We start from the raw sequence: 22,812 nt of genomic DNA, 5'->3' as shown, positions 1-22,812 counted from the left end.
AAGTGATTATTCGTGTTAAGATAGGTCTATCGAAATGAATGGGGGAATTCAGATGGAACAAACACCACTAACGTATCTGAAACAGCAAGATGAGGAACTCTTTTCGGCTATGCGCAAGGAATTAGGGCGTCAACGCGATAATATCGAGTTGATTGCGTCAGAAAACTTTGTCTCACAAGCGGTCATGGAAGCTCAAGGCAGCGTGCTGACGAACAAATACGCAGAAGGTTATCCGGGTCGTCGTTATTACGGCGGTTGTGAGTTCGTCGATTTAGCGGAAAACTTGGCACGTGATCGTGCGAAGGCCATCTTTGGAGCAGAACATGTCAATGTTCAGCCGCACTCAGGTGCACAGGCCAACATGGCGGTCTACTTCACGATTCTCGATCAGGGCGACACGGTCCTCGGGATGAACCTCTCCCATGGTGGTCACCTGACACACGGTAGTCCTGTGAATTTCTCCGGTGTTCAATACAACTTCGTTGAGTACGGCGTCGATCCAGAAACAGAGATGATCGATTACGATGTCGTCGCGAAGCTTGCGGAAGAACACAAACCAAAACTGATCGTCGCGGGAGCATCGGCTTATCCGCGCGTCATCGACTTCAAACGATTCCGTGAAATCGCGGACAGTGTCGGTGCCTACTTGATGGTCGACATGGCGCACATCGCGGGACTCGTCGCGGCAGGTCTCCATCCGAATCCGGTCGAACATGCGCATTTCGTCACGACGACGACGCACAAGACACTTCGCGGACCACGCGGCGGGATGATTCTTTGTAAGGAAGAACATGCCAAAGCCATCGATAAATCGATTTTCCCGGGAATCCAAGGCGGACCGCTCATGCACGTCATCGCAGCGAAAGCCGTTGCCTTTGCGGAAGCATTAGCACCTGACTTCAAGGAGTACATCGAGCAAGTCGTGGCCAATGCGAAAGTCCTCGGCGAAGAGTTGACGGCACGTGGACTGCGGATCGTCTCTGGCGGTACCGACAACCACCTGCTTCTCGTTGATCTCCAACCGCTAGGCATCACGGGCAAGCTTGCGGAGCATGCTTTGGACGAAGCCGGCATCACGGTCAACAAAAACACGATTCCGTTTGATCCGGCGAGCCCGTTCGTTACGAGCGGAATCCGAATCGGGACGGCAGCGATGACGTCGCGTGGATTCAAAGAAGCCGAGATGAAACAAATCGCAGAGCTGATTGAACTCGTTCTGAAAAACCCGGAAGATCAAGAAACACTGACAAGTGCCCACAAGCAAGTTCTGGCATTGACAGGTCGTTTCCCGCTTTACCCGGAACGCGGTTAAGTTTTAAGCGTACAATCACCACCTCGACCTTTTCGATTGATGAGAAGTGCGGGGTGGTTTTTTTTTGATGACCTTCAGCTAATCGGAAAGGAAGTGAAGGATGATGAAGATTTTAGTCGTGGAAGATGATCTGCATATTCAGCGACTTGTCCGGGAGACACTTGAAGCGGACGGCCATCAGATTGTCGCGACGGCGGACGGGAACGAAGCGGCCCGATGGATGGACGACCAACTGTTCGAAGCAGCCGTGCTGGACGTGATGGTGCCGGGACGAACCGGTTTTGAATTGTGTACCTTGTTGCGGGAAAGTCATGAAATTCCGATTTTGATGCTGACAGCTCTCGGAGAACTGACCGATAAACGTGACGGTTTTTCATCGGGAGCGGATGATTACATCACGAAACCCTTTGATCCGGAAGAACTGGTTTTCCGTCTGCATGCCGTTGCCCGGCGGTATCAAAAAGCCGTTGTCCCCATCATACAATTTGGTGAGGTTACGATTGATAAACAGAGCCAGCAGCTGACGATCGGAACGACCCGGTTGACGATTCCCCGCCGTGAGTTCGAATTGTTGCACCAATTGGCCAACTTTCCGGGACGGGTCTTCAGCCGGGAAGAATTGATCGAACACGTCTGGGGACTCGACTTCATGGGGGACGACCGGACGGTTGACGTCCATATCAAGCGACTGCGCAAACGACTGCAGGAGACGGACGCAATCAAAATCCAGACTGTCCGCGGTCTCGGATACCGGTTGGAGGCGACGGCATGAAATCGTTGTATGTGAAAATTGTCGGGCTCGTCTGTCTGGTTCTGCTCGTCTCCGCATTGATTGCCTTATTGATCAGTAATGTCTTGTATTACACCGTGTGGCAAGCTTCTTACAGTCAGAAGGTAGAAGAGGCGGTCGAGACATCGTTCGCTTATTACGAACGACACGGGGACCGGCGTGTCGATTCGTTTTACGAGATGCTCAGTGCGACCGGCTTTCAACTTTATGTCGTGTCGGAATCCGGACAGGTCAAGCGGTACGGGAATCCGTTCCGTAATGAGACAATCGCACCTGCTGTCATTCAATCAGTGCAAGAAGGACAGGTCTATCAAGGGATGCGGGACTACCCGTTCCATTTGTTCCTGCTTGGATTGTTTGATAATGAAGTCATCAATACGTACGGAACGTCCTTAGAAACGGATACGGGGACGGATGCCGTGTTCATTCGTCCGGACTTAAGCCGGCAGATTCGTGAGCTGCATCTGTTCGTCGGTGCGTTCCTGGCGTTACTCATCCTGCTCAGCTTCCTGCTGCTCGTCTTTTCGATCCGTTACCTGGTGCGTCCGATCAAACGATTAACGACGGCGACGGAACGGATGACGAAGGGGGATTACTCGATTTCGGTCGCGACGACCGGGCAAGATGAAATCGGGGAATTATCGCGACGGTTCGACGAGATGGCGCAGGCCGTTGCCAAGTCGGACGCCGAACGAAAAGCATTCGTCGCCAATGTCTCACATGAATTCCAATCACCACTGACGACAATCAGAGGATACGCCGGACAACTCGACCGGTCTGCGCGACCCGAAGACCGGTTGAAATTAAGGACAATCGGACAGGAAGCGACACGAATGGCCGAATTGACCCGTCAATTACTGACCTTGGCCCGGCTTGACGAGGGGCGTCCGCTGAGACGCCAGCCGATTCAGCTCATCCAGTCGATTCAGGCGACACTGGAGACACTTCGTTATCAGTTGGACGAACGTGGAGTGGCCGTCGCACTCGATGCATCGGATGATCCGGTGATTCGTGCAGATGAATTGGCGCTGGAACAGATTTTTCAAAATCTGATTCGAAATGCCTTACATGTCTCGGCGGAAGGCGACTTGATTACGATTCAAGTCGACACACAAGCGGATTCCGTCATCGTTCAGATCAAAGATCAAGGACCGGGCATGACGGAGCAAGTAATCGCTCATGCCTTCGAACGATTTTATCAAGGTGATGCGTCACGCGGGACGAGTGGAACCGGTCTCGGACTGGCGATCGTCAAGGAAACGATGGATCAATTGGATGGACAGATTCAAATCGAGTCGATTCCGGATACGGGAACAACGATTGTGCTGACTTTTGTAAGTCAGGACTGAATCGTTCATGTTCCGTTCATCTTTCACCTCTACAATCAAACCTGTAACGTACAAACAGGAGGGATGAAAGATGAAGATGGGATGGCGTGAATTGATTCGGATGCGACAACGCTTCTTCTTGATGGCAATCGTGACGACGTTGATCGTCTTGTTGATTTTAATGATTTCCGGACTGGCCGACGGACTGGCTTATGACAATGGAGCGGTTGTCCGCAACTTGCCGATCGAGCAGGTTGCCTTGAGTAAAGATGCGGAAGGGCAGCTGACACGATCCTTTTTGGAACGGACGGATCAACCGGTGGCGACGGAAGCATTAGGTGTGCAAAACATGGTGCTTGAAAAGAAAAATGGGACAAAAGAAGATGTGACGGTGTTTGCTTCTCCGAGTGATACGCGTTACGGACCGCAGCAATTAGCGGACTTAAAGGACGGTCAAGTCCTGGTCGATCGACAGTACGCCGAACAGAGCGGCACGAAAGTCGGCGATTCGGTCACGGACTTCCGGACGAAACAGACGTTTGAAATCGTCGGTACGGTCAACGACGGACGCTACAGCCATGCACCGGTCGTCTGGATGACGATTTCGACATGGGATGCCTGGCAAAAAAAGATGGACTCGAGTTATGTCTCGGCATTCATCAGCCGGGATTCGATTAAAACAAAGCTTGCAACGTATACGAAACAGCAAATTGTCGAACAAGTGCCGGGTTACGCGGCGGAACAAAACTCGTTCCAAATGATGCGGCTCGCACTGATCATCATCGGTTCGTTGATTTTGACGGCTTTCTTTTACATCTTGACGATGCAAAAAATGAAACAACTTGGTATCTTGAAGGCAATCGGGATTCGGACGCGGACGATTGGGCAAGGACTCGTCCTACAGGTTTTCCTGCTGACGGTCGTCTCGTTTTCGGTCAGTCTGCTTTTGACTTGGACGGTCGGACAATTGTTGCCGGACGATTTACCATTCCGGTTTGAATGGACGACCAGTCTGCTGTATGGTGGACTGATTATCCTGATGGCTTTGCTGGGCGGTCTGATTCCGTTGCGTGCTTTGAGAAAACTGGAACCGGCTGATGCGATTGGAGGAATGACAGGATGATTAAGCTGACAGATGTCGAACAAACATATGGTGCGATGAAGGTGTTGCAACACGTCTCGTTCGAAGCCCGGGAAGGAGAATTAATTGCGCTTGTCGGACCGAGCGGCAGCGGGAAAAGTACGTTACTCCAATTGCTGGGTCTGTTGCAGACACCATCCGCCGGTCTGATTCAATTTGATGGAAGTCCGCTTGGAGATACGTCGGATGAAGGACGGCGCCGGATGCGTCTTGAGGCAATCGGCTTTATTTTTCAGGAATCCCATCTTGTACCCTTCTTAACAGCAGCGGAACAACTGGAGCTCGTTGCGGAAGAAGCCGGACGAACGATTGATGCAGCAGCTCAGCTGGAAGTGTTCGGATTACGTGAGAGACGTCATCACTTGCCGCACGCTTTATCCGGCGGAGAACGGCAACGGGTGGCGATTGCCCGGGCGCTTGTCAATGATCCGCGTCTCGTTTTGGCGGATGAACCGACGGCGAGTCTTGATTATACGAATGCCCGACAGGTGATGGAGTTGTTGCAGCGACAGGCACATGAGCACGGCAAGACGGTCATCGTCATCACCCATGACGAACGGATGCTGACGTATTGTGACCGTGTCTTACGGATGGAAGATGGACAGATTCAAGAAATCAATTAAAACGGGATACTGCTCTGACTTTTGTTTTCGCACGAAAAATAAAAGTTGGAGCAGTATTTTTGATATACTGAACTGAACACGAATAATTTAAGGGTGGATTTAAACGATGGACTTATCTAAATTCATACGATCGGAACTAGAGACGATTAATACGGCACACATTACGAAATGGTTGGAAGATAAAAGTTTATCAAAACGTGACTATAAACGATTGGTTGAAGATTTTAAAGCCATTGTCATCATGGAACAAGCCGGTTTTTATGAACAGGCCGATGCACGGTTCATGCAGTGGAAACCTCTTCCGTTACCGGCGGAGATTTACCGTTACCGATTGGCGATTGCGGGAAAAATCGGTGGGAAAAGATTGGCCCGAAAACGTTTTTCGGCATATCCTTCTGTTGTACAAAATCATTCGCAACTGAAGTCATGGAAAAAAAATCTGCGGAGCAATCCGTTGTGGTTAGGTGGACTAGTCGTAGCCGGCCTATTAGCAGTCGGAATTACGCAAGTTGATTTTTCCGAGGAAGCTCCGTCTAAAAAAACTTCCGAACAAACGAACGTTGAACAAAAGCTTGCGTCTTTAGAAAAAGAAGTCGAACAGCTGAAACAAAAAAATGAGAAGCTGGTGGCATCTGAAGAAAAAAAGACGGAAACAAAAAAAACCAAAGCCGATCAATCGAAAGAAATGGAACAAGAGGAGCCGCAGGCGTCAACGAAGGATCCTGAGCAGGCCCTTCAGGAGGCAGTTTCTTCCGTTCAGTCCAATGAGTATGAAACGGCGAACCAATTGTTGACCGGAAAGGTCCTGACGAATAAAGAAACAGCCGGTATGGCGCGTTTCTACAAATTGATTGCAGCCGGAAAGCTGAAGGAAACGAAACAAAGTGACTACCTGGCCTACCGGAATGATTTTCCAGAATCCGGTTACATGAGTGATGTCTTATGGATGCAGGCTGTTTACGAACAAAAAAACAAAGTCGGAAACTACAAGACGACATTACAGGAGTTAGCGAAACAACCGGACAACGAATGGTCATATGCTGCGAAGGCAATCCTTCAAGGGAAGAGTACGCTGGGAGATTGATTCGAAGAAAACAGTTCCCAAGCAGTCGCTTTTTGGAGTACAATGCGAAAAGAGAATGGAGAGGAGATGCAAAACAATGAGTAAAGTACATGTATTTGATCACCCATTGATTCAGCACAAGATGACGATCATGCGTAAAGTCGAAACAGGAACGAAACAATTCCGGGAGCTTGTCGACGAAGTGGCTTCATTGATGGCATATGAACTCACGCGTGATCTTCCACTTACTGACGTTGAAATCGAGACACCGGTCACGAAAACGACGCAAAAAATGATCGAGGGTAAGAAACTGGGAATCGTTCCGATTCTTCGTGCAGGTCTTGGGATGGTGGACGGCATGCTTCGCATGATGCCGAACGTCAAAGTAGGACATATCGGTCTTTACCGTGATCCGGAAACACTTGAGCCGACGGAATACTATCTCAAATTACCGACAGACGTCGCAGAACGTGATTTCGTCGTCGTCGATCCAATGCTTGCGACCGGCGGTTCTGCTGCTGACGCAATCTCCTCTTTGAAAAAACAGGGTGCACAAAGCATTAAGCTGGCTTGCCTCTGTGCGGCACCTGAAGGCGTCAAACGCATTCAGGAAGAACATCCGGATGTCGACATTTATCTCGCGGCACTCGATGAGAAATTGAATGACCATGGTTACATCGTTCCTGGACTCGGGGATGCGGGTGACCGTCTGTTTGGTACGAAATAATCAGCAGACTGAAAGGCGCTTCCTGTGAAGGGAGCGCCTTTTTTTGTACGAGTTGCCACAAGTGTGAACTGCGCACGTGACATGGAATATGTTTTAATAGGAGCAGAAGCAAGAAGGAGGAAGTCTGTATGCCCATCAAAGTCATGCCGATTTTCGGCACGCGACCGGAAGCCATCAAAATGGCACCGCTCGTCAACGTCTTAAAGAACAATCCTGCGTTTGACGTCCATGTCACAATTACGGCCCAACACCGGGAGATGCTCGATCAAGTATTGGAGCTGTTCGAGATTACACCGGATCACGACTTGAACATCATGAAAGCGCGGCAGACCTTGGTCGATATCACGACACGCGGTCTCGAGGGACTCGATGCTGTCATGAAGGAAGTCAAACCGGATCTCGTCCTTGTCCATGGCGACACGACGACGACGTTCGTCGGCAGTCTCGCTGCCTACTACAATCAAATCGCCGTGGGACATGTCGAAGCCGGACTCCGTACATACAATAAGTACTCACCGTTCCCGGAAGAAGTGAACCGGCAACTGACCTCGACGCTGGCCGATCTGCATTTTGCACCGACCGAGCAGGCGGCAGCGAATCTGGCATCGGAAAACAGACACGCGGGCGTTTTCGTGACCGGGAATACGGCGATCGATGCCCTGCAAACGACGGTCCAGACAGATTATGTGCATCCCGTTCTCGAAAAGATCGGTTCGAAGCGACTTGTCCTGATGACGGCGCACCGGCGGGAAAATTTAGGTGCGAAGATGCACCAGATGTTCCGGGCGATCCGGCGTCTTGTCGACGACCATCCGGACATTCATGTCGTGTATCCGGTTCACTTGAATCCTGTCGTCCAGAAGGCGGCGAGTGACGTATTCGGAGGACACGACCGCATCACCTTGATTCCGCCGCTCGACGTCTTTGACTTCCATAACTTTGCGAGCCGGGCGCACCTTATCTTGACGGATTCCGGCGGCGTTCAGGAAGAAGCTCCGTCACTCGGTGTGCCGGTTCTCGTCTTACGCGATACGACCGAACGTCCGGAAGGCGTTAAAGCGGGAACGCTGAAGCTGGCCGGAACGGATGAAGAAACAATCTATCGTCTCGCGAGTGAGTTGCTCGAGGACGAAGCAGCGTATAACAAGATGGCCCAGGCTTCAAATCCTTACGGAGATGGTCATGCTTCCGAACGGATTGCAGCGGCGATTCTGGAACATTTTAATCAGGATGCGGAGTTTGAGCCGTTTAAAGTCGAAAACTGACGAAAGTTTAGACATACAGCAAAGGACCGATGTCCCCGTCAAAAACGGAGGCACCGGTCCTTTTATGGAATCCAACAGATCATCTGTTCCAAAGATGGACGTACGAACGATGTGTCAACAGTCCGAGTGAACGTCCTCATTTCATGCGACTCCTGCAGGGAAAAGCGCGTTTTTTGCGCTGTCAGAGACAAACAAGACCCGGTTTCCTGACCACAGGTGCAGGAAAGCTGGCTTGTGTCTCGCCTGCGGAAAGCGAATGAGGAAGAGGGCGGAACACCTGTCACGATAGAATGACGCATTATCTTTGGGAAAGAGACGGCACTTCTTTTGGACAATAATTAATACCCCATTGTTCCCTTACGCCCAGTGCGACGGGCGGAGCAACCGTTCCGGAAGACGTGTCTTCATATTGCCTTGCGCCGCATTGACCTGCGCCTGCGTCAAAAACAGCGCGTCGGTCAGATCGGCTCCTGCCAACTGACAGTCACGCAGGTCGGCACCGAGGAAGTTGACGCCACGCAACCGGCTGTTCGATAAGTTCGTCGCGAGCAAAAACTGTCCGCGGACACTTATGCCGGAAAAGTCCTGTCCGGCAAGATTTTTCCCGATCCAGTCGCGGGGAAGTGGGCGTCTGCTCGTCCCTGAAAACGGTGTTTGAACCAGTCCTTCGATTTTTGCAAGGAGCGGTAGCAATGTTGCCCTTACCTGATCGAGATCGAGTGCTGCAAGCTCGTCCGGAGAAGAACCGGTCATTGCATCCAGTTCAGCCAGCTTATTTTCTAGCAGATGATGAATCGAGCGGGTGGCTGGCCGGATGCCGTCTGTCAGGTACCACATCATTTCCTGCAGATGGACCATCTTCGGATACAGGGCGTACATGACCGGTTTTGTCGTCTCATCGTACACGCCGGAAAATGTCACTTGCGAAATCTGTTGTCCGGCACCAAAGCAGTCATAAACGGTACATCCTTTATACCCGCTCGGGCGCAAACGGTCATGAATCCCGCAACGGTAATCAGCATCTAAATTCCGGCATGGTGTCGCTTCCGGTTTGTTGTGACCAAAATCGCTTGAGGCGGAAAAAGCGAGTGCCGTACAACACAATCCGAAGCAGTCCCCGCACTGAACTCGAAAGCGTTCGGTTTCCATTCTCTTCACATCCTTTTGATTTGTTCATGTCACTTCTTTTTACCATATGTAGACAATCATTTTCAAATCACAATTAACGAGTAAACGAGCAGTGGTTCCACTCAAATGGAAGAACTAAATATATGATTTTTGTAAAAAAACAGCTGCACTATGACCTTGAAAGCAGCAAATCATCCGTGAATTTTTAAGCTGTGACAAGGCACACACGAAACGAATTGGAAATCGTCTGCGGGCTTTGTTACAAACAGATGTCAGAGGGGTTTTCGTGTCCCGAAACGGAAGCGTTTACAATTGTGAAGAAAAAATGTTTTTTCACAAAATCGACACAAATCAAATTTAGATGACTTGTTTCTCATTATGAAAGACGATATAACGTTACTGTTCAATGGTTTTGTTCACCTAGTGAACCATCTCGATAAACGTTGATAGTACTACATATTTTCTTCACATCTTCGTGAAAAGAGTGCCGGGGGAGACCTCTGTGAAAACCTTATCAATTGTTGATATACAATGGTTTCGACGGTCCATTTTAATTGTGAATTCATTTGACTATGAAATGGTTCTCATTGTATTCTTGACTAGTATGAAAATCCGCAAATTGTGGGAAAGAAAAAGAACTCACAACTGGGAAAAGGGGGTCGTCTCTAGTGCGCCAAAAAGGGCTCGCGACGAGTATGGTCATGGCCTCGCAAATTTCGACGGCACTAGCCGCACCGATCGTCATCGGCTTTCTTGTTGGGAACTATGGGGAACAGCAGGACTGGTGGCAAAAGATGGGCGCGACGTTTGCAGTGTTCATCGGGATTTTCATCGGAATTCTCTGCATGATCGCAATGATCAGGCACTTGTTAGGAGACAAGACATGAATATCATCCTTCAAGATGCGTTGTATCGTGCGTACTTACGATGGTTTGGACTCTACTATGGAATCCTTGCCGTTCTGTTACTTGTCGGTTATCCGAGTGATCCGGTGATTTATGGACTGGCGCTGGGTGGGGCAGGTAGCTTCATGATCTTGACGCTGCAACGATTAAGCGTCGATCGAATGTATCGTGTAATCGAGCGTGGGCGCAAGCCGATGTCTCGAGGGACCGTATCACGCATGGCGGTCGCGGTACTCTGTGTGATGATCGGCTTGAAGTATGAAGCCGAATTGTCATTAACTGCGGTGGTAATAGGCCTTCTCGCCGGCCACGTCATACAATTTTGTGAGTATTTTACTCACGAACTTAAGCGGGAAAAGAGGTGAATAATCAAATGAACCACGAAATGCCACTTTACGAAATCCCACTCTGGGGCGACTTCGTTCTGTACGGTAGCTGGACAAACTTGATCACAGTGCTGATTGCAGCTGCTCTCGTTTTCCTGATTGCCGTGGCCGGTACGCGACGTCTTGTGATGAAGCCGACCGGTGCTCAAAACGTGATGGAGATGTTCCTCGAGTTCGTTCGCGGAATCATCAGCAGCACGATGGACTGGAAAACAGGGGGTCGCTTCCTAACTTTCGGAATGACACTGTTCCTGTTCATCATCGTGTCCAACTTAATGGGTCTTCCCTTTAACGTTGTGACGGGTCACTACATTTGGTTCAACTCACCAACTGCAGATCCGTATGTGACACTTGCACTTTCATCTATGGTAGTGGTCATGAGCCATTATTACGGTGTGAAAATGCGCGGCTTCGGCTCGTATGCGAAAACGTTTATGACGCCGATGTTTATTATTACCATCATCGAAGAATTCGCAAACACGTTGACACTTGGTCTTCGTCTTTACGGTAACATCTTCGCGGGTGAGATCATGATTGGTATCATTCTCTCGATCGGTATCATCTCTGGAACGAACGATTTCCAATTCCTCGGACCAGTCGGTGTCATCCTGTCAGCGATCCCAATGTTGATCTGGCAAGGATTCTCACTCTTCATCGGAGCAATCCAAGCGTATATCTTCCTTATCTTAACGATGGTTTACATCGGGCATAAGGCAGCGCACGACCATTAATTCGAAGGTAAAGCATCTGCTTTTCCGATAATCGCACGACCAAATTTCGAACACAATCTAGGGAGGCAATTCATAATGGAACTTATTGCAACAGCGATCATCATCGGACTCGGCGCACTCGGCGCAGGTATCGGTAACGGTCTTATCGTAAACGGTACAGTATTAGGACAAGCACGTCAGCCAGAACTCAAAAACGAACTTCGTCAAACGATGTTCATCGGTATCGGTCTCGTTGAGGCACTTCCAATCATCGGTGTAGCGGTCGGTTTCCTTCTCCTCAACTCTTAATCCGTATTTAATTTTACGTACCAAGAACTGAGCTACATAGGGCGTTATTCGTTCCACTAGAGTGAACCGTCATGGGGGCTGAGGCTCCCTTATGTAGATATTAGAAGTAGGACCAACCACGAGGGGAGTGTAATCGAATGAATCTCACGTATCTTGCGGCAGAAGCAGGCGGCGAAGGTAGTCACCTCTTACTTGCTAACATGATCGTCACGATCGTCGTTTTCCTCTTGCTCCTCATCCTCTTGAAGAAATTCGCATGGGGCCCGCTCGTCAACATGATGAAAGCGCGGGAAGAGCATGTGGCTAGCGAGATCAATTCGGCTGAAAAAAGCCGGAAAGACGCTGAAGTCTACGTAGAACAACAACAAGCAGAACTGAGCAAGGCACGTACGGAAGCACGTGACCTGTTAGAAGCATCACGCCGTCAAGCTGAGGCAGAACAAGCACGTGCGATGGAGCAGGCACGTGTCGAAACAGAATTGAGCAAGGAAGAAGCTCGCCGTGCAATCGAACGTGAACGCGCTGAAGCACAAGCTGCTTTGAAGAACGATGTTGCTCTTCAAGCAATCGCTGCAGCACGCCACGTCATGAAAACACAGCTTGCGACAGACGAAGCGGCACAACGTGCACTCGTCGACCAATTCCTCGCTGACACTAAGGGCACGAACTAATGCGTGACCACGTAGCGGGACGCTACGCAAAAGCGCTCTTCGATCTTGCACTTGAGCACCATGTGCTCGAACAAGCAGAAGCTGATGTGCGAACGCTCGGCGAAGTGCTCCACGCAACACCAGAGCTCGCATCGGTTTTAGGAAACCCGTCGATTTCTGCAGAAGAGCTGAAGCAAGTCCTTCATACGAGCTTCACAGGCTTCAATACGATTGTCTTAAATACGATCCTCGTCATGGTCGAAAACGACCGGGCACCGGAAGTATTGTCATTGCCGGAGCATTTCATCGCGTTGTTGAATGAGCACCGTAACGTTGCAACAGCAATCGTGACAAGTGCATACAAACTGTCGGACGAAGAACTCACGAACGTGAAGGAAACGTTTGGCCAAAAATCAGGAAAAACGCTTGAAGTAGAAAATGTTGTTGATACGAACGTAATCGGCGGACTTCGTGTTCAAATCGGTTACACGACATATGATGGCACGATCGAAACGAAACTAACGCGACTTGAGCGTGAGCTGTTAAAAGCGTAAGAAAATAGGGGTGAAACGCATGAGCATTAGAGCTGAAGAAATCAGCGCCCTGCTTAAAGCGCGTATCGCGCAGTACGGTTCTACGATGGAAGTGAACGAGACAGGTACAGTCATCCAAATCGGTGATGGTATCGCTCGTGCACACGGACTCGACAACGTCATGTCGGGAGAGCTCGTAGAATTCGCTAACGGCACAATGGGCTTGGCGCAAAACTTAGAAGAAGGCAACGTCGGTATCATCATTCTTGGTGACTACCTTGAAATCAAAGAAGGTGACTCTGTTCGCCGTACGGGCCGCATCATGGAAGTACCAACAGGAGACGCACTCCTCGGACGTGTCGTCAACCCGCTTGGTATGCCAATCGATGGTCTTGGTCCAATCGAAACAGAACACTATAACCCGATCGAGCGTAAAGCTTCTGGTGTTATGGCACGTAAATCGGTTCACGAACCACTTCAGACGGGAATCAAGGCAATCGATGCCCTCGTTCCAATCGGTCGTGGACAACGTGAGTTGATCATCGGTGACCGTCAGACGGGTAAAACGTCAATCGCCATCGATACGATCATCAACCAAAAAGAAGAAAACATGATCTGTATCTACGTCGCAATCGGACAAAAAGAATCAACAGTCCGTGGTGTTGTTGAAACACTCCGTAAAAACGGTGCACTTGATTACACAATCGTCGTTTCGGCAGCAGCTTCACAGCCGGCGCCACTTCTTTACCTCGCACCATTCGCTGGTGTAGCGATGGGTGAACACTTCATGGATCTCGGCAAGCACGTTCTTGTCATCTATGATGATCTTTCAAAACAAGCAGCGGCATACCGTGAGCTTTCGCTTCTTCTGAAGCGTCCACCAGGCCGCGAAGCCTACCCGGGTGATGTCTTCTACCTTCACTCACGTCTCCTTGAGCGTGCAGCGAAATTGAACGACGGACTTGGTGCAGGTAGCTTAACAGCTCTTCCATTCATCGAGACACAAGCGTCGGATATCTCGGCTTACATCCCGACAAATGTTATCTCGATCACGGATGGTCAAATCTTCCTTCAATCGGATCTCTTCTTCTCAGGTGTCCGTCCAGCGATCAACCCGGGTCTCTCGGTATCGCGTGTAGGTGGTTCGGCTCAAGTGAAAGCGATGAAGAAGGTAGCGGGTACGCTCCGTCTTGACCTCGCTTCTTACCGTGAGCTCGAAGCCTTTTCACAGTTCGGATCTGACCTTGATAAAGCGACACAATCGAAGCTTAACCGTGGTGAGCGGACAGTAGAGGTTCTGAAACAGGACCTTAACCAACCGTTGACTGTCGATAAGCAAGTCATCATCATCTATGCCTTGACTCGTGGTCACCTTGATGATGTTGCCGTTTCAGATATTCGTCGTTTTGAAAAGGAACTCAACCTCTGGCTCGATCAAAACCGCAAACAACTTTGCGACGAGATCCGTAAAACAGGTAACCTTCCAGCTGACGAAGAAATCGTTACTGCAATCTCAGAATTTAAGAAAACGTTCCAACCGACTGTCTAAGGGATTTCTCTTAGACTCGGCGGAACACTCTTGATACTAACAAGGTGGTGAATCGAAATGGCATCGTTGCGCGAGATACAAATGCGGATCAACTCGACGAAAAGTACGAAACAGATCACGAAAGCGATGAACATGGTTTCGGCGTCGAAACTGAACCGCGCTCAAGCACATAGCGCGAAGTTCCAGCCTTACATGCTGAAAATGCAGGAAGTGCTCGGAACCATTGCGAATGGCACGACAGGTGCTAGCCATCCGATGCTCGAAAAACGTCCTGTCAAAAAGACAGGGTATATCGTCATCACATCGGATCGCGGCTTAGCTGGTGCATATAACGCCAACGTGCTGCGTGAAGTCTACCGGGAAATCAATGAAAAGCATACTACGGACAGTTACGTCTTGTTCGTGGTCGGTAAAGTCGGTGTCCAGTTCTTCCGTTCACGCGGAATCACGGTCACGGATGCGATCACAGGACTAAACGATTCTCCTTCGTATGTCGATGTCGCAGAAATCGTGAAGCGTACAGTGAGTGCGTTCACGCTCGGCGAAATCGACGAACTCAAGCTGTGCTACAACCACTTCATGTCTGTCATCAGCCAGGAAGTGAAAGTCGAAACCCTTCTCCCGCTCGGAGAAATCGAAGCTTCGTCTTCGACGACTTATGAGTACGAGCCAAGCGAGGAACAAATCCTGGCTGAACTCCTTCCGCGTTATGCGGAGAGCTTGATTTTCGGTGCGCTTCTTGACGCGAAAGTAGCAGAACATGCGTCACGTATGACAGCAATGCAAAGTGCGACAGATAACGCAGATGACTTGATCGGTCGATTGACTCTCGTCTACAACCGGGCTCGACAAGCTGCAATCACGCAAGAAATCACAGAGATCGTCAGTGGAGCCGCTGCCCAGCAGTAATCTACTCGGCGTAATGATAGCTAGGAGGAAACACGATGAACGAACTCGGTTTAAAAGGCCGCGTCGTCGCGGTCATGGGACCTGTCATCGACGTTAAGTTCGACGGACACTTGCCGAAGATCTACAACGCGCTTCGTATTCAATATACGCCGCAAACAGTAGAAGAAGTGGCTATCGACTTGACGCTTGAGGTCGCCTTGCACCTTGGTGACGACGTCGTCCGTACCATTGCGATGGATTCTACGGATGGTGTACGCCGTGGAGTGGAAGTACTGGACACTGGTGCTCCAATCTCGGTACCTGTCGGAGAAGCAACGCTTGGTCGCGTCTTCAACGTACTCGGTAACCCAATTGATGAAAAAGAACTCGATGCAAGCGTGGAACGTCTTCCGATCCACAAAAAAGCACCGACGTTTGATAACCTTTCAACAAAAGTTGAAATCCTCGAAACAGGAATTAAAGTCGTTGACTTACTCGCTCCTTACATCAAGGGTGGTAAGATCGGTCTCTTCGGTGGTGCCGGTGTAGGTAAGACCGTCCTCATCCAGGAACTGATCAACAACATCGCGCAAGAGCACAGCGGTATCTCGGTATTCGCAGGTGTTGGTGAGCGGACGCGTGAAGGTAATGACTTGTACCACGAGATGACGGATTCAGGCGTTATCAAACAAACAGCGATGGTCTTCGGTCAGATGAACGAGCCGCCGGGCGCACGTCTTCGTGTTGCCTTGACTGGTTTGACAATGGCGGAATACTTCCGTGATGAGCAGGGACAAGACGTTCTTCTCTTCGTTGATAACATCTTCCGTTACACACAAGCAGGTTCAGAAGTATCGGCCCTTCTCGGTCGTATGCCATCTGCCGTTGGTTACCAGCCGACACTTGCTACAGAGATGGGTATGCTTCAAGAGCGTATCACGTCAACAAACAAAGGTTCGGTTACATCAATCCAAGCGGTTTATGTACCAGCCGATGACTATACTGACCCGGCTCCTGCAACGACGTTTGCCCACTTGGATGCAACGACGAACCTTGAGCGTCGTCTCTCTGAGATGGGTATCTATCCTGCCGTGGATCCACTTGCTTCTACATCACGTGCCCTTTCACCGGAAATCGTCGGCGAAGAGCATTACGGCGTAGCTCGTCAAGTTCAGGAAACACTTCAGCGTTACAAAGAACTTCAGGATATCATCGCGATCCTCGGTATGGACGAGTTGTCTGAAGAAGACAAATTGACTGTACACCGTGCGCGTCGTATCCAGTTCTTCTTGTCGCAGAACTTCCACGTAGCTGAGCAGTTCACAGGACAAAAAGGATCGTACGTCCCGGTTAAGGACACGATCCGCGGCTTCAAAGAAATCCTCGGTGGGAAACACGATGATTTGACGGAAGAAGCATTCCGTCTCGTCGGTCCGATCGAAGATGCGATTGAAAAAGCGAAGACGCTTGTCTAAGTGACAAAGCATAAGGGGGACTTGAGATGAACACACTTCATGTCAATATCGTCACCCCGGATGGCGAAGTGTATGATGGCGATGTCCGTATGGTCGTTGCGAAAACGATATCTGGTGAGATCGGGGTTCTCCCGCACCACGTACCACTCGTAACACCACTCGACATCAGCATCTTGAAGTTGCGCCACGAAGATGGCGGACGCACGTTGATCGCTATCAGCGGTGGCTTTATGGAAGTGCGCCAGGATACAGTGACGGTTCTTGCTGAAACGGCTGAAGCAGCGGATAAGGTCGACTACGACCGTGCCTCGGCTGCGAAAGTCCGGGCAGAACGTCGCCTCCAGGACACGAAATTATCAGATCTTGAGTTCAAACGCGCTGAGCTTTCATTGAAACGCGCAATCAACCGTCTCAACCTAAAAGAGTACGGTCGCGATTGATCCAAGTTAAAAGACCCGGTTTCCGTCATGGAAGCCGGGTCTTTTTTTGAGGAGAGGTCAATGATTTCCTGCAGGACAATCGCTTTCACAAATCTGTTGGGTGATTCAGGTTTAACAACGCTAAAAAAAGTAAAAGGACATATATGTGTCCTCTTCACACATTTTTCAATCTTATTATGTGGAATTTTCCATAATCATCTTTTCATAATATATTTTATAGGATAAAATAAATTATCTTGTGCCTTTTTGTTTGCGCAATCATTCATTGTATGAAATCATGGTAAGGTTGGAAAAACCTTAACAGAAGAGGTGCAGTAGCAGTGACGTCAATCGGTTTAAGTGCATTAATCAGTATGCTCGTTTATTTAACGGCGATTGTCTTCGCCTGGTGGGCACTCCTTCCAGTCAAGTGGGAGAAGTTCCTGCAACATCCGAAAGGACCACAGGCTGTCGTCTTACGTGTGTTGCTTGCCGTTGCGCTCGGTTCGCTGATCGCCCGTTTTTTGCTCGACTATTCAGGATTCGCACAGCGTCTCCAGTTCTTAGTCGGGTGAACTTGTAACTTCGTTGTAAACCCTAAATCATCAATCTGATTTAGTATGGAACAGGATAGTATTCTTATAATGAAGAAACGTAACCATTGTAAAGCTGAAAAGTCGTGTTGGATTTGGAATGAGAGATTAACTATAGGGTGTTTCTCTTCTATCATGCGTTGGTCTTCAACTATGATGCACACCAATCGCGAATTGAACATAATAGAACAGAAACGAAAGCAGAGGAGTATGAGTAATGGAAAAAATCGTTGTCCGTGGCGGACGTAAATTAGCTGGAACGGTAAAAGTAGAAGGTGCCAAAAATGCAGTCTTGAAAACATTGGTCGCAACATTGCTGGCTTCAGAAGGTACATCGGTCCTTCAAAACGTTCCCCGTTTGGCAGACGTCTATACCATCAATAACGTCTTACGGAACTTGAACGCAGAAGTAACATTCGATGCTGAAGCAAACACAGTCTCGGTCAATGCAGAAGCAGAATTGAAAGACGAAGCACCACTTGAATACGTTCGGAAGATGCGTGCGTCAATTCTTGTCATGGGACCACTCCTTGCGCGTCTCGGTCGTGCACGTGTCGCCATGCCGGGTGGCTGTGCGATTGGTTCACGTCCAATCGATCTTCACTTAAAAGGATTCGAAGCGATGGGCGCAAAAACAATCATCGGCAACGGATTCGTTGAAGCACACGTTGACGGTCGCCTGCAAGGTGCAAAAATCTACCTCGACTTCCCGTCAGTCGGTGCAACAGAAAACATCATGATGGCAGCGACACTTGCTGAAGGTACGACAGTCATCGAAAACGTCGCGAAAGAACCGGAAATCGTCGATCTCGCAAACTTCCTGAACGCAATGGGCGCAAAAGTCCGCGGTGCCGGTACAGAGACGATTCGCATCGAAGGTGTCGAAAAACTTCACGGTGGCAACCACTATGTCATTCCAGACCGGATCGAAGCCGGTACATTCATGATTGCAGCTGCCATCACGGAAGGTGACGTTGAAGTCATCGGTGCTGAGCGTGAACACCTTCGTCCATTGATCTCGAAAATGGAAGAGATGGGTGTTAAAATCTCAGACACAGAAGAAGGACTTCGTGTCGTCGGACCGAAGAAACTCGTTGCGATTGATGTCAAGACGATGCCACACCCTGGTTTCCCGACAGACGTTCAAGCGCAAATGATGGCGTTGGTCTTAAAAGCAGAAGGCACTTCTGTCATCACGGAAACAGTCTTCGAAAACCGTTTCATGCATGTCGAAGAATTCCGTCGTATGAACGCTGACATCAAGATCGAAGGACGTTCATCCATCATCACAGGCGGCATCCAGCTTCAAGGCGCAGAAGTCCTTTCAACGGACCTTCGTTCAGGGGCAGCACTTGTCACGGCAGGATTGATTGCAGAAGGCGAAACACGTGTTGGTGCCTTGCATCACATTGATCGCGGATACGTTGATTTCCATCTTAAATTACAAGCACTCGGCGCAGATGTCGAACGCATCACGGAAGAAACAGTCGCCATCGAAGAGACAGCAGCGACGAAGCTTTAAGCTATTATTTCATTCCAATACATTCTTGACGACTTTCTCAAAAAGAAAGTCGTCTCTTTTTGTTTCCCTGTGCTAGAATTGAAAGGTATGTATACATAAATGGGTTAGACGTCCAAGCGACGTTCTAAATTTTGGAATAATAGCCAGTGGATAAAGGAGATCACGCGAGATGTTTTTGACAAAGGATATCGGAATTGACTTAGGGACGGCGAATGTCGTCATTCACGTAAAAGGTAAGGGAATCGTACTCGACGAGCCGTCAGTCGTCGCTATTGATAAAGTAACAGGCAAAATTCATGCGGTCGGAACGGAAGCCCACCAAATGGTCGGCCGAACACCGGGTAACATCGTTGCCATCCGTCCATTACGCGATGGGGTCATCGCTGATTTCGAGATGACGGAAGCGATGTTACGTCACTTCATCGATAAAATTGAAGTGAGAAGTATGTTCGGCGGAGTCCGGATGTTGATTTGTACACCGGCCAGCATCACGACGGTCGAAGCGAAAGCGATTCGTCAAGCAGGTGAAAAATCAGGCGCGAAAACAGTTTTCCTTGAAGTGGAACCGAAAGTCGCAGCCGTCGGAGCGGGTATGGACATTTGGATGCCGGCCGGTCACATGGTCATTGATATCGGTGGCGGGACAACAGATGTCGCGGTCCTGTCGATGGGCGATATCGTCTGCGGTGAAACGATCAAAGTAGCAGGGGATCGGTTTGACCACGACATCATCCGTGCGATCAAAGATAACCATAAACTCATCATCGGGGAACGGACGGCTCAAAACGTCAAGATGACGGTCGCGACCGTTTCAGATGAGGGGCGTCAGGAAGAGATGGACATTCGTGGCCGGAATCTCGTGACAGGTCTCCCGGACAACATCACGATTTCATCGCAGGAGATGCATGAAGCATTGGCGGAAGCCGCAATGGAAATCGTTGAAGCAACAAAACGTGTCCTCGAGAAAACACCACCGGAACTTGCGGCAGACATCATCGACCGCGGGATCATCCTGACGGGTGGCGGAGCATTACTTGACGGCATCGACCAGTTGCTGGCGAAAGAGCTTGGACTTCCGGTCTTGATCGCAGAAGATCCGATGTTATGCGTTGCACGCGGGACAGGGATCATGCTTGATCATTTAGGGAAATAAGACGAATCAAAAAGGTTCATTCCACAATGGAAATGAACCTTTTTTTAATGGAGCGAAAAGTAAAAATCACTGCGTATTGCGCATGAAGGCCTGATACGCATCAAAATCATGATAGACGATCGCACTTGGCGGCAGTGAACTGTTCATCGTTTGATTGACGAGCTGATTGAGGGCGGTCCGCGTCTGTCCGTAAAACGTGATACTTGGTGTGTCCGGCAGTTCCGTGAATTCCAGAGCATACGACAGACGATGTTGATGACTGGCGGCGTAGAGCGCGTCGGTCATCGTAATCGCAGCGAGACCGTTTCCGCCGCCGTAGACGGTCCGGTAACTCATTAAAGTGACTTCGTCGGCCAGTTCCATTGCCCATTCGCTAAGCGGTTGTCCGGAAGCATCCGGAACGGTATGGAACCAAAACGGCAGGAACAGTTGCAACGGAAGACGTTTCGACGCACTGGCATCGTGAAAAGCTGTCAACATACGTTGATAAGAGGAGATAACGGCTGCTTGATCCGTTTCCCAGGCCGGTAAGGCATAAGGCTCGAGATCGACACTGATGCCATCGGGACGTTCCATTGTTTCCTGAAGATAGACATTGATCCAGGCTAACGGATCTTCGACGTTCGGCCGGTTCGTCGTCCCTTCATTCGTAATCCATGCGGGCTGACCGAACAAGAAATAGACTTCGATCCCGGCAAGATGGGCTTTTTCAACGAATGTGCGGTAGAGAGTTCGGTCACCCTCGACAGCGACATGCAGGTAGACACGTTTCATCTGTCTGTTTGCCAGCTGTGTGACTTTCGTTGAAATTTGTTTCGCTTCAGGAATGGACCACATTACGGTATGACGCGTGACGGTGACGGCCGCTTCGGTTTTGGCAGGTAGAAGCGTCGCAGCCATCGTAAGACAAATCAGACTGATAATGAAGCGTTTCATATCGTTCACTCCCTATACTTAAGTTATCTTATTATCGGTCGTCCGGTGCAATTTGGATATAAGCCGAAAGTACGAGAGTCCTAAGAATCAGTTCAAATCCTAGACATTTCACTTTATGAAGTGTATATTAGAAGTTGTTGAATTGAAACGGAATTACCATTAAAAAGGAAGTGATGCCACAATGCCATTGTGGAAACGAAATTTAGTCGTCGTATGGATCGGTAGTTTTTTGACTGCTGCCGCGTTAAGTTTAGTCTTACCGTTTTTGCCCTTATTCATTGAAGAACTTGGTGTCCACGGACGCCAGGAAATCACGACCTGGTCCGGCGTAGCGTTTGGTGCAACTTTCCTCGTCGCAGCAATCGTCTCACCGATTTGGGGACGTTTGGCCGATAAAAAAGGCCGGAAGTTGATGTTACTGCGGGCAAGTCTCGGTATGTCGATCGTCATGTTCTTAATCAGCTTCGTTCAAGATGTGTATCAACTCGTTTTCTTACGACTCGTCATGGGAGCCGTCTCCGGATTCATCTCTGCCGGAATCACATTAATTGCGTCACAAACCCCAAAAGAGAAAAGTGGCTGGGCGCTCGGTACATTATCGACCGGTGGGATTGCCGGTGGATTACTCGGACCTCTGATTGGAGGATTCCTTGCCGATATGATTGGGCTTCGACCCGTTTTTTTCTTTACGAGCATTCCGCTCTTCCTGACGTTCCTCGTCACGTATTTCTTCGTCAAAGAAGAATTCGTGCCGCTTCAGACAAAGCAGATGGCGTCAGCGAAACAAATCATCCAGTCGTTACGTCATCCGGAACTGATTTTAAGTCTCTTTTTGACGACGTTTTTGATTCAGTTCGCAGCACAATCGATCAGTCCGATTCTATCGCTGTACGTCCGGGAACTTAGTCCTGGTACGGAACGATTGGCCTTACTGTCCGGTATCGTCGCGTCGGCTCCAGGGATTGCGGCCTTGATTGCCGCGCAGCGGCTCGGTCGGCTGTCGGATAAAATCGGGGCGGAACGCGTCTTGTTCTTCGCCTTACTGATTTTCGCCGCCTTCCTGATTCCGCAAGCATTCGTGACGGATACGAGTCAATTGATCATTTTACGGATGGGTATCGGCTTTGCGACCGCCGCTTTGATGCCGTCGGTCCAGGCGCTTCTCCGGAAACATACGCCGGCGAATGCGTCGGGTCGGATTTTCGGATATAACCAGTCGGCCCAGTTCATGGGGAACTTCCTCGGACCACTTGCCGGTGGCCAGATTGCCGGTCATTTCGGCTTTGAAGCGTTGTTCCTGTTCACTGGTCTGATTGTCATCACGAACGCGGTGCTCGAACGGACGCAAACGGCTGTCCTCAGTAAAAAACATTCTTAAAGCATACGAAAGGGCGGTTCTGATTCTGC

The 22,812-nt window shown here is 49.6% G+C and carries 24 protein-coding genes; 22 read left to right on the top strand and 2 right to left on the bottom strand.

Features of this window, described 5'->3' with window-relative positions:
* Positions 1–52 precede the first annotated feature (52 nt).
* From glyA to wecB, 8 genes are all read left to right on the top strand, one after another.
* Positions 53–1,312, top strand: a complete 1,260-nt coding sequence (gene glyA, locus HNY42_RS15140; protein WP_131502403.1) for a serine hydroxymethyltransferase — start codon at positions 53–55, stop codon at positions 1,310–1,312.
* Between the two features lie 100 nt (positions 1,313–1,412).
* Positions 1,413–2,084 carry a response regulator transcription factor gene (locus HNY42_RS15135; RefSeq protein WP_255508384.1) on the top strand — a complete coding sequence of 224 codons (672 nt, stop codon included), beginning with the start codon at positions 1,413–1,415 and terminating at the stop codon, positions 2,082–2,084.
* Positions 2,081–3,451, top strand: a complete 1,371-nt coding sequence (locus HNY42_RS15130) for a HAMP domain-containing sensor histidine kinase (RefSeq protein WP_188004792.1) — start codon at positions 2,081–2,083, stop codon at positions 3,449–3,451. Before HNY42_RS15135 ends, HNY42_RS15130 begins: the two co-directional genes overlap by 4 nt.
* A gap of 70 nt (positions 3,452–3,521) precedes the next feature.
* On the top strand, positions 3,522–4,553 hold the full coding sequence (locus HNY42_RS15125) for an ABC transporter permease (RefSeq protein WP_188004791.1): 1,032 nt from the start codon (positions 3,522–3,524) through the stop codon (positions 4,551–4,553).
* Entirely contained in the window at positions 4,550–5,194 is a 645-nt protein-coding gene (locus HNY42_RS15120) for an ABC transporter ATP-binding protein (RefSeq protein WP_131502400.1), read from the top strand. Before HNY42_RS15125 ends, HNY42_RS15120 begins: the two co-directional genes overlap by 4 nt.
* 106 nt (positions 5,195–5,300) lie before the next feature.
* Complete coding sequence (locus HNY42_RS15115; protein WP_188004790.1) at positions 5,301–6,278, top strand: hypothetical protein; 978 nt, start codon at positions 5,301–5,303, stop codon at positions 6,276–6,278.
* 76 nt (positions 6,279–6,354) lie between these two features.
* Positions 6,355–6,984 (top strand): uracil phosphoribosyltransferase, encoded by a 630-nt coding sequence (upp, locus tag HNY42_RS15110; protein ID WP_012371551.1) that lies wholly within the window; start codon positions 6,355–6,357, stop codon positions 6,982–6,984.
* A gap of 128 nt (positions 6,985–7,112) precedes the next feature.
* Positions 7,113–8,249: a non-hydrolyzing UDP-N-acetylglucosamine 2-epimerase gene (wecB, locus tag HNY42_RS15105; protein ID WP_188004789.1), complete on the top strand. Its 1,137-nt coding sequence runs from the start codon at positions 7,113–7,115 to the stop codon at positions 8,247–8,249.
* 357 nt (positions 8,250–8,606) lie between these two features.
* Here the strand turns inward: wecB and HNY42_RS15100 are convergent, their stop codons facing one another.
* Positions 8,607–9,398, bottom strand: coding sequence for a pentapeptide repeat-containing protein (locus tag HNY42_RS15100; protein ID WP_131502397.1), 792 nt, complete (start codon positions 9,396–9,398; stop codon positions 8,607–8,609).
* A gap of 647 nt (positions 9,399–10,045) precedes the next feature.
* Between HNY42_RS15100 and HNY42_RS15095 the strand changes: the two genes are divergently transcribed.
* The 13 genes from HNY42_RS15095 to mreB all read left to right on the top strand — a co-directional run bounded on the left by HNY42_RS15095 (position 10,046) and on the right by mreB (position 20,469).
* A complete protein-coding gene (locus tag HNY42_RS15095) occupies positions 10,046–10,264 on the top strand; it encodes an AtpZ/AtpI family protein (RefSeq protein WP_012371548.1) in 219 nt (72 codons plus the stop codon).
* Positions 10,261–10,647, top strand: a complete 387-nt coding sequence (locus HNY42_RS15090) for an ATP synthase subunit I (protein ID WP_012371547.1) — start codon at positions 10,261–10,263, stop codon at positions 10,645–10,647. The genes HNY42_RS15095 and HNY42_RS15090 overlap by 4 nt, the downstream gene beginning before the upstream one ends.
* A gap of 8 nt (positions 10,648–10,655) precedes the next feature.
* Entirely contained in the window at positions 10,656–11,399 is a 744-nt protein-coding gene (gene atpB / locus HNY42_RS15085; protein ID WP_026827347.1) for a F0F1 ATP synthase subunit A, read from the top strand.
* A gap of 75 nt (positions 11,400–11,474) precedes the next feature.
* Positions 11,475–11,687 carry a F0F1 ATP synthase subunit C gene (atpE, locus tag HNY42_RS15080; RefSeq protein ID WP_012371545.1) on the top strand — a complete coding sequence of 71 codons (213 nt, stop codon included), beginning with the start codon at positions 11,475–11,477 and terminating at the stop codon, positions 11,685–11,687.
* A 137-nt stretch (positions 11,688–11,824) separates the two neighbouring features.
* Positions 11,825–12,358 carry a F0F1 ATP synthase subunit B gene (atpF, locus tag HNY42_RS15075; RefSeq protein ID WP_188004788.1) on the top strand — a complete coding sequence of 178 codons (534 nt, stop codon included), beginning with the start codon at positions 11,825–11,827 and terminating at the stop codon, positions 12,356–12,358.
* Complete coding sequence (locus HNY42_RS15070; protein ID WP_131502395.1) at positions 12,358–12,891, top strand: F0F1 ATP synthase subunit delta; 534 nt, start codon at positions 12,358–12,360, stop codon at positions 12,889–12,891. Before atpF ends, HNY42_RS15070 begins: the two co-directional genes overlap by 1 nt.
* A gap of 19 nt (positions 12,892–12,910) precedes the next feature.
* Positions 12,911–14,419, top strand: a complete 1,509-nt coding sequence (gene atpA / locus HNY42_RS15065; RefSeq protein WP_012371542.1) for a F0F1 ATP synthase subunit alpha — start codon at positions 12,911–12,913, stop codon at positions 14,417–14,419.
* Positions 14,420–14,476: 57 nt separating this feature from the next.
* Positions 14,477–15,328, top strand: coding sequence for an ATP synthase F1 subunit gamma (gene atpG / locus HNY42_RS15060; protein ID WP_012371541.1), 852 nt, complete (start codon positions 14,477–14,479; stop codon positions 15,326–15,328).
* A gap of 35 nt (positions 15,329–15,363) precedes the next feature.
* Positions 15,364–16,782: a F0F1 ATP synthase subunit beta gene (gene atpD, locus HNY42_RS15055; protein WP_114597335.1), complete on the top strand. Its 1,419-nt coding sequence runs from the start codon at positions 15,364–15,366 to the stop codon at positions 16,780–16,782.
* A 26-nt stretch (positions 16,783–16,808) separates the two neighbouring features.
* Positions 16,809–17,222, top strand: a complete 414-nt coding sequence (locus HNY42_RS15050) for a F0F1 ATP synthase subunit epsilon (protein WP_012371539.1) — start codon at positions 16,809–16,811, stop codon at positions 17,220–17,222.
* Positions 17,223–17,542: 320 nt separating this feature from the next.
* Positions 17,543–17,776, top strand: coding sequence for a DUF1146 family protein (locus HNY42_RS15045; RefSeq protein ID WP_012371538.1), 234 nt, complete (start codon positions 17,543–17,545; stop codon positions 17,774–17,776).
* 235 nt (positions 17,777–18,011) lie between these two features.
* Entirely contained in the window at positions 18,012–19,316 is a 1,305-nt protein-coding gene (gene murA, locus HNY42_RS15040) for a UDP-N-acetylglucosamine 1-carboxyvinyltransferase (protein ID WP_114597338.1), read from the top strand.
* Positions 19,317–19,485: 169 nt separating this feature from the next.
* A complete protein-coding gene (gene mreB, locus HNY42_RS15035; protein ID WP_026827353.1) occupies positions 19,486–20,469 on the top strand; it encodes a rod shape-determining protein MreB in 984 nt (327 codons plus the stop codon).
* A 66-nt stretch (positions 20,470–20,535) separates the two neighbouring features.
* Here mreB and HNY42_RS15030 read toward each other — a convergent pair whose 3' ends face one another.
* On the bottom strand, positions 20,536–21,405 hold the full coding sequence (locus HNY42_RS15030) for a hypothetical protein (RefSeq protein ID WP_188004787.1): 870 nt from the start codon (positions 21,403–21,405) through the stop codon (positions 20,536–20,538).
* Positions 21,406–21,586: 181 nt separating this feature from the next.
* On the opposite strand from HNY42_RS15030, the gene HNY42_RS15025 reads away from it, so the two are divergent.
* Positions 21,587–22,783, top strand: coding sequence for a multidrug efflux MFS transporter (locus HNY42_RS15025; protein WP_188004786.1), 1,197 nt, complete (start codon positions 21,587–21,589; stop codon positions 22,781–22,783).
* The last annotated feature ends 29 nt before the right edge of the window (positions 22,784–22,812 follow it).

Source organism: Exiguobacterium sp. Helios, assembly GCF_014524545.1.
GTDB lineage: Bacteria > Bacillota > Bacilli > Exiguobacteriales > Exiguobacteriaceae > Exiguobacterium_A.
The sequence above is the reverse complement of the archived record's forward strand: the minus strand, read 5'-3'. Positions and strand labels throughout refer to the sequence as shown.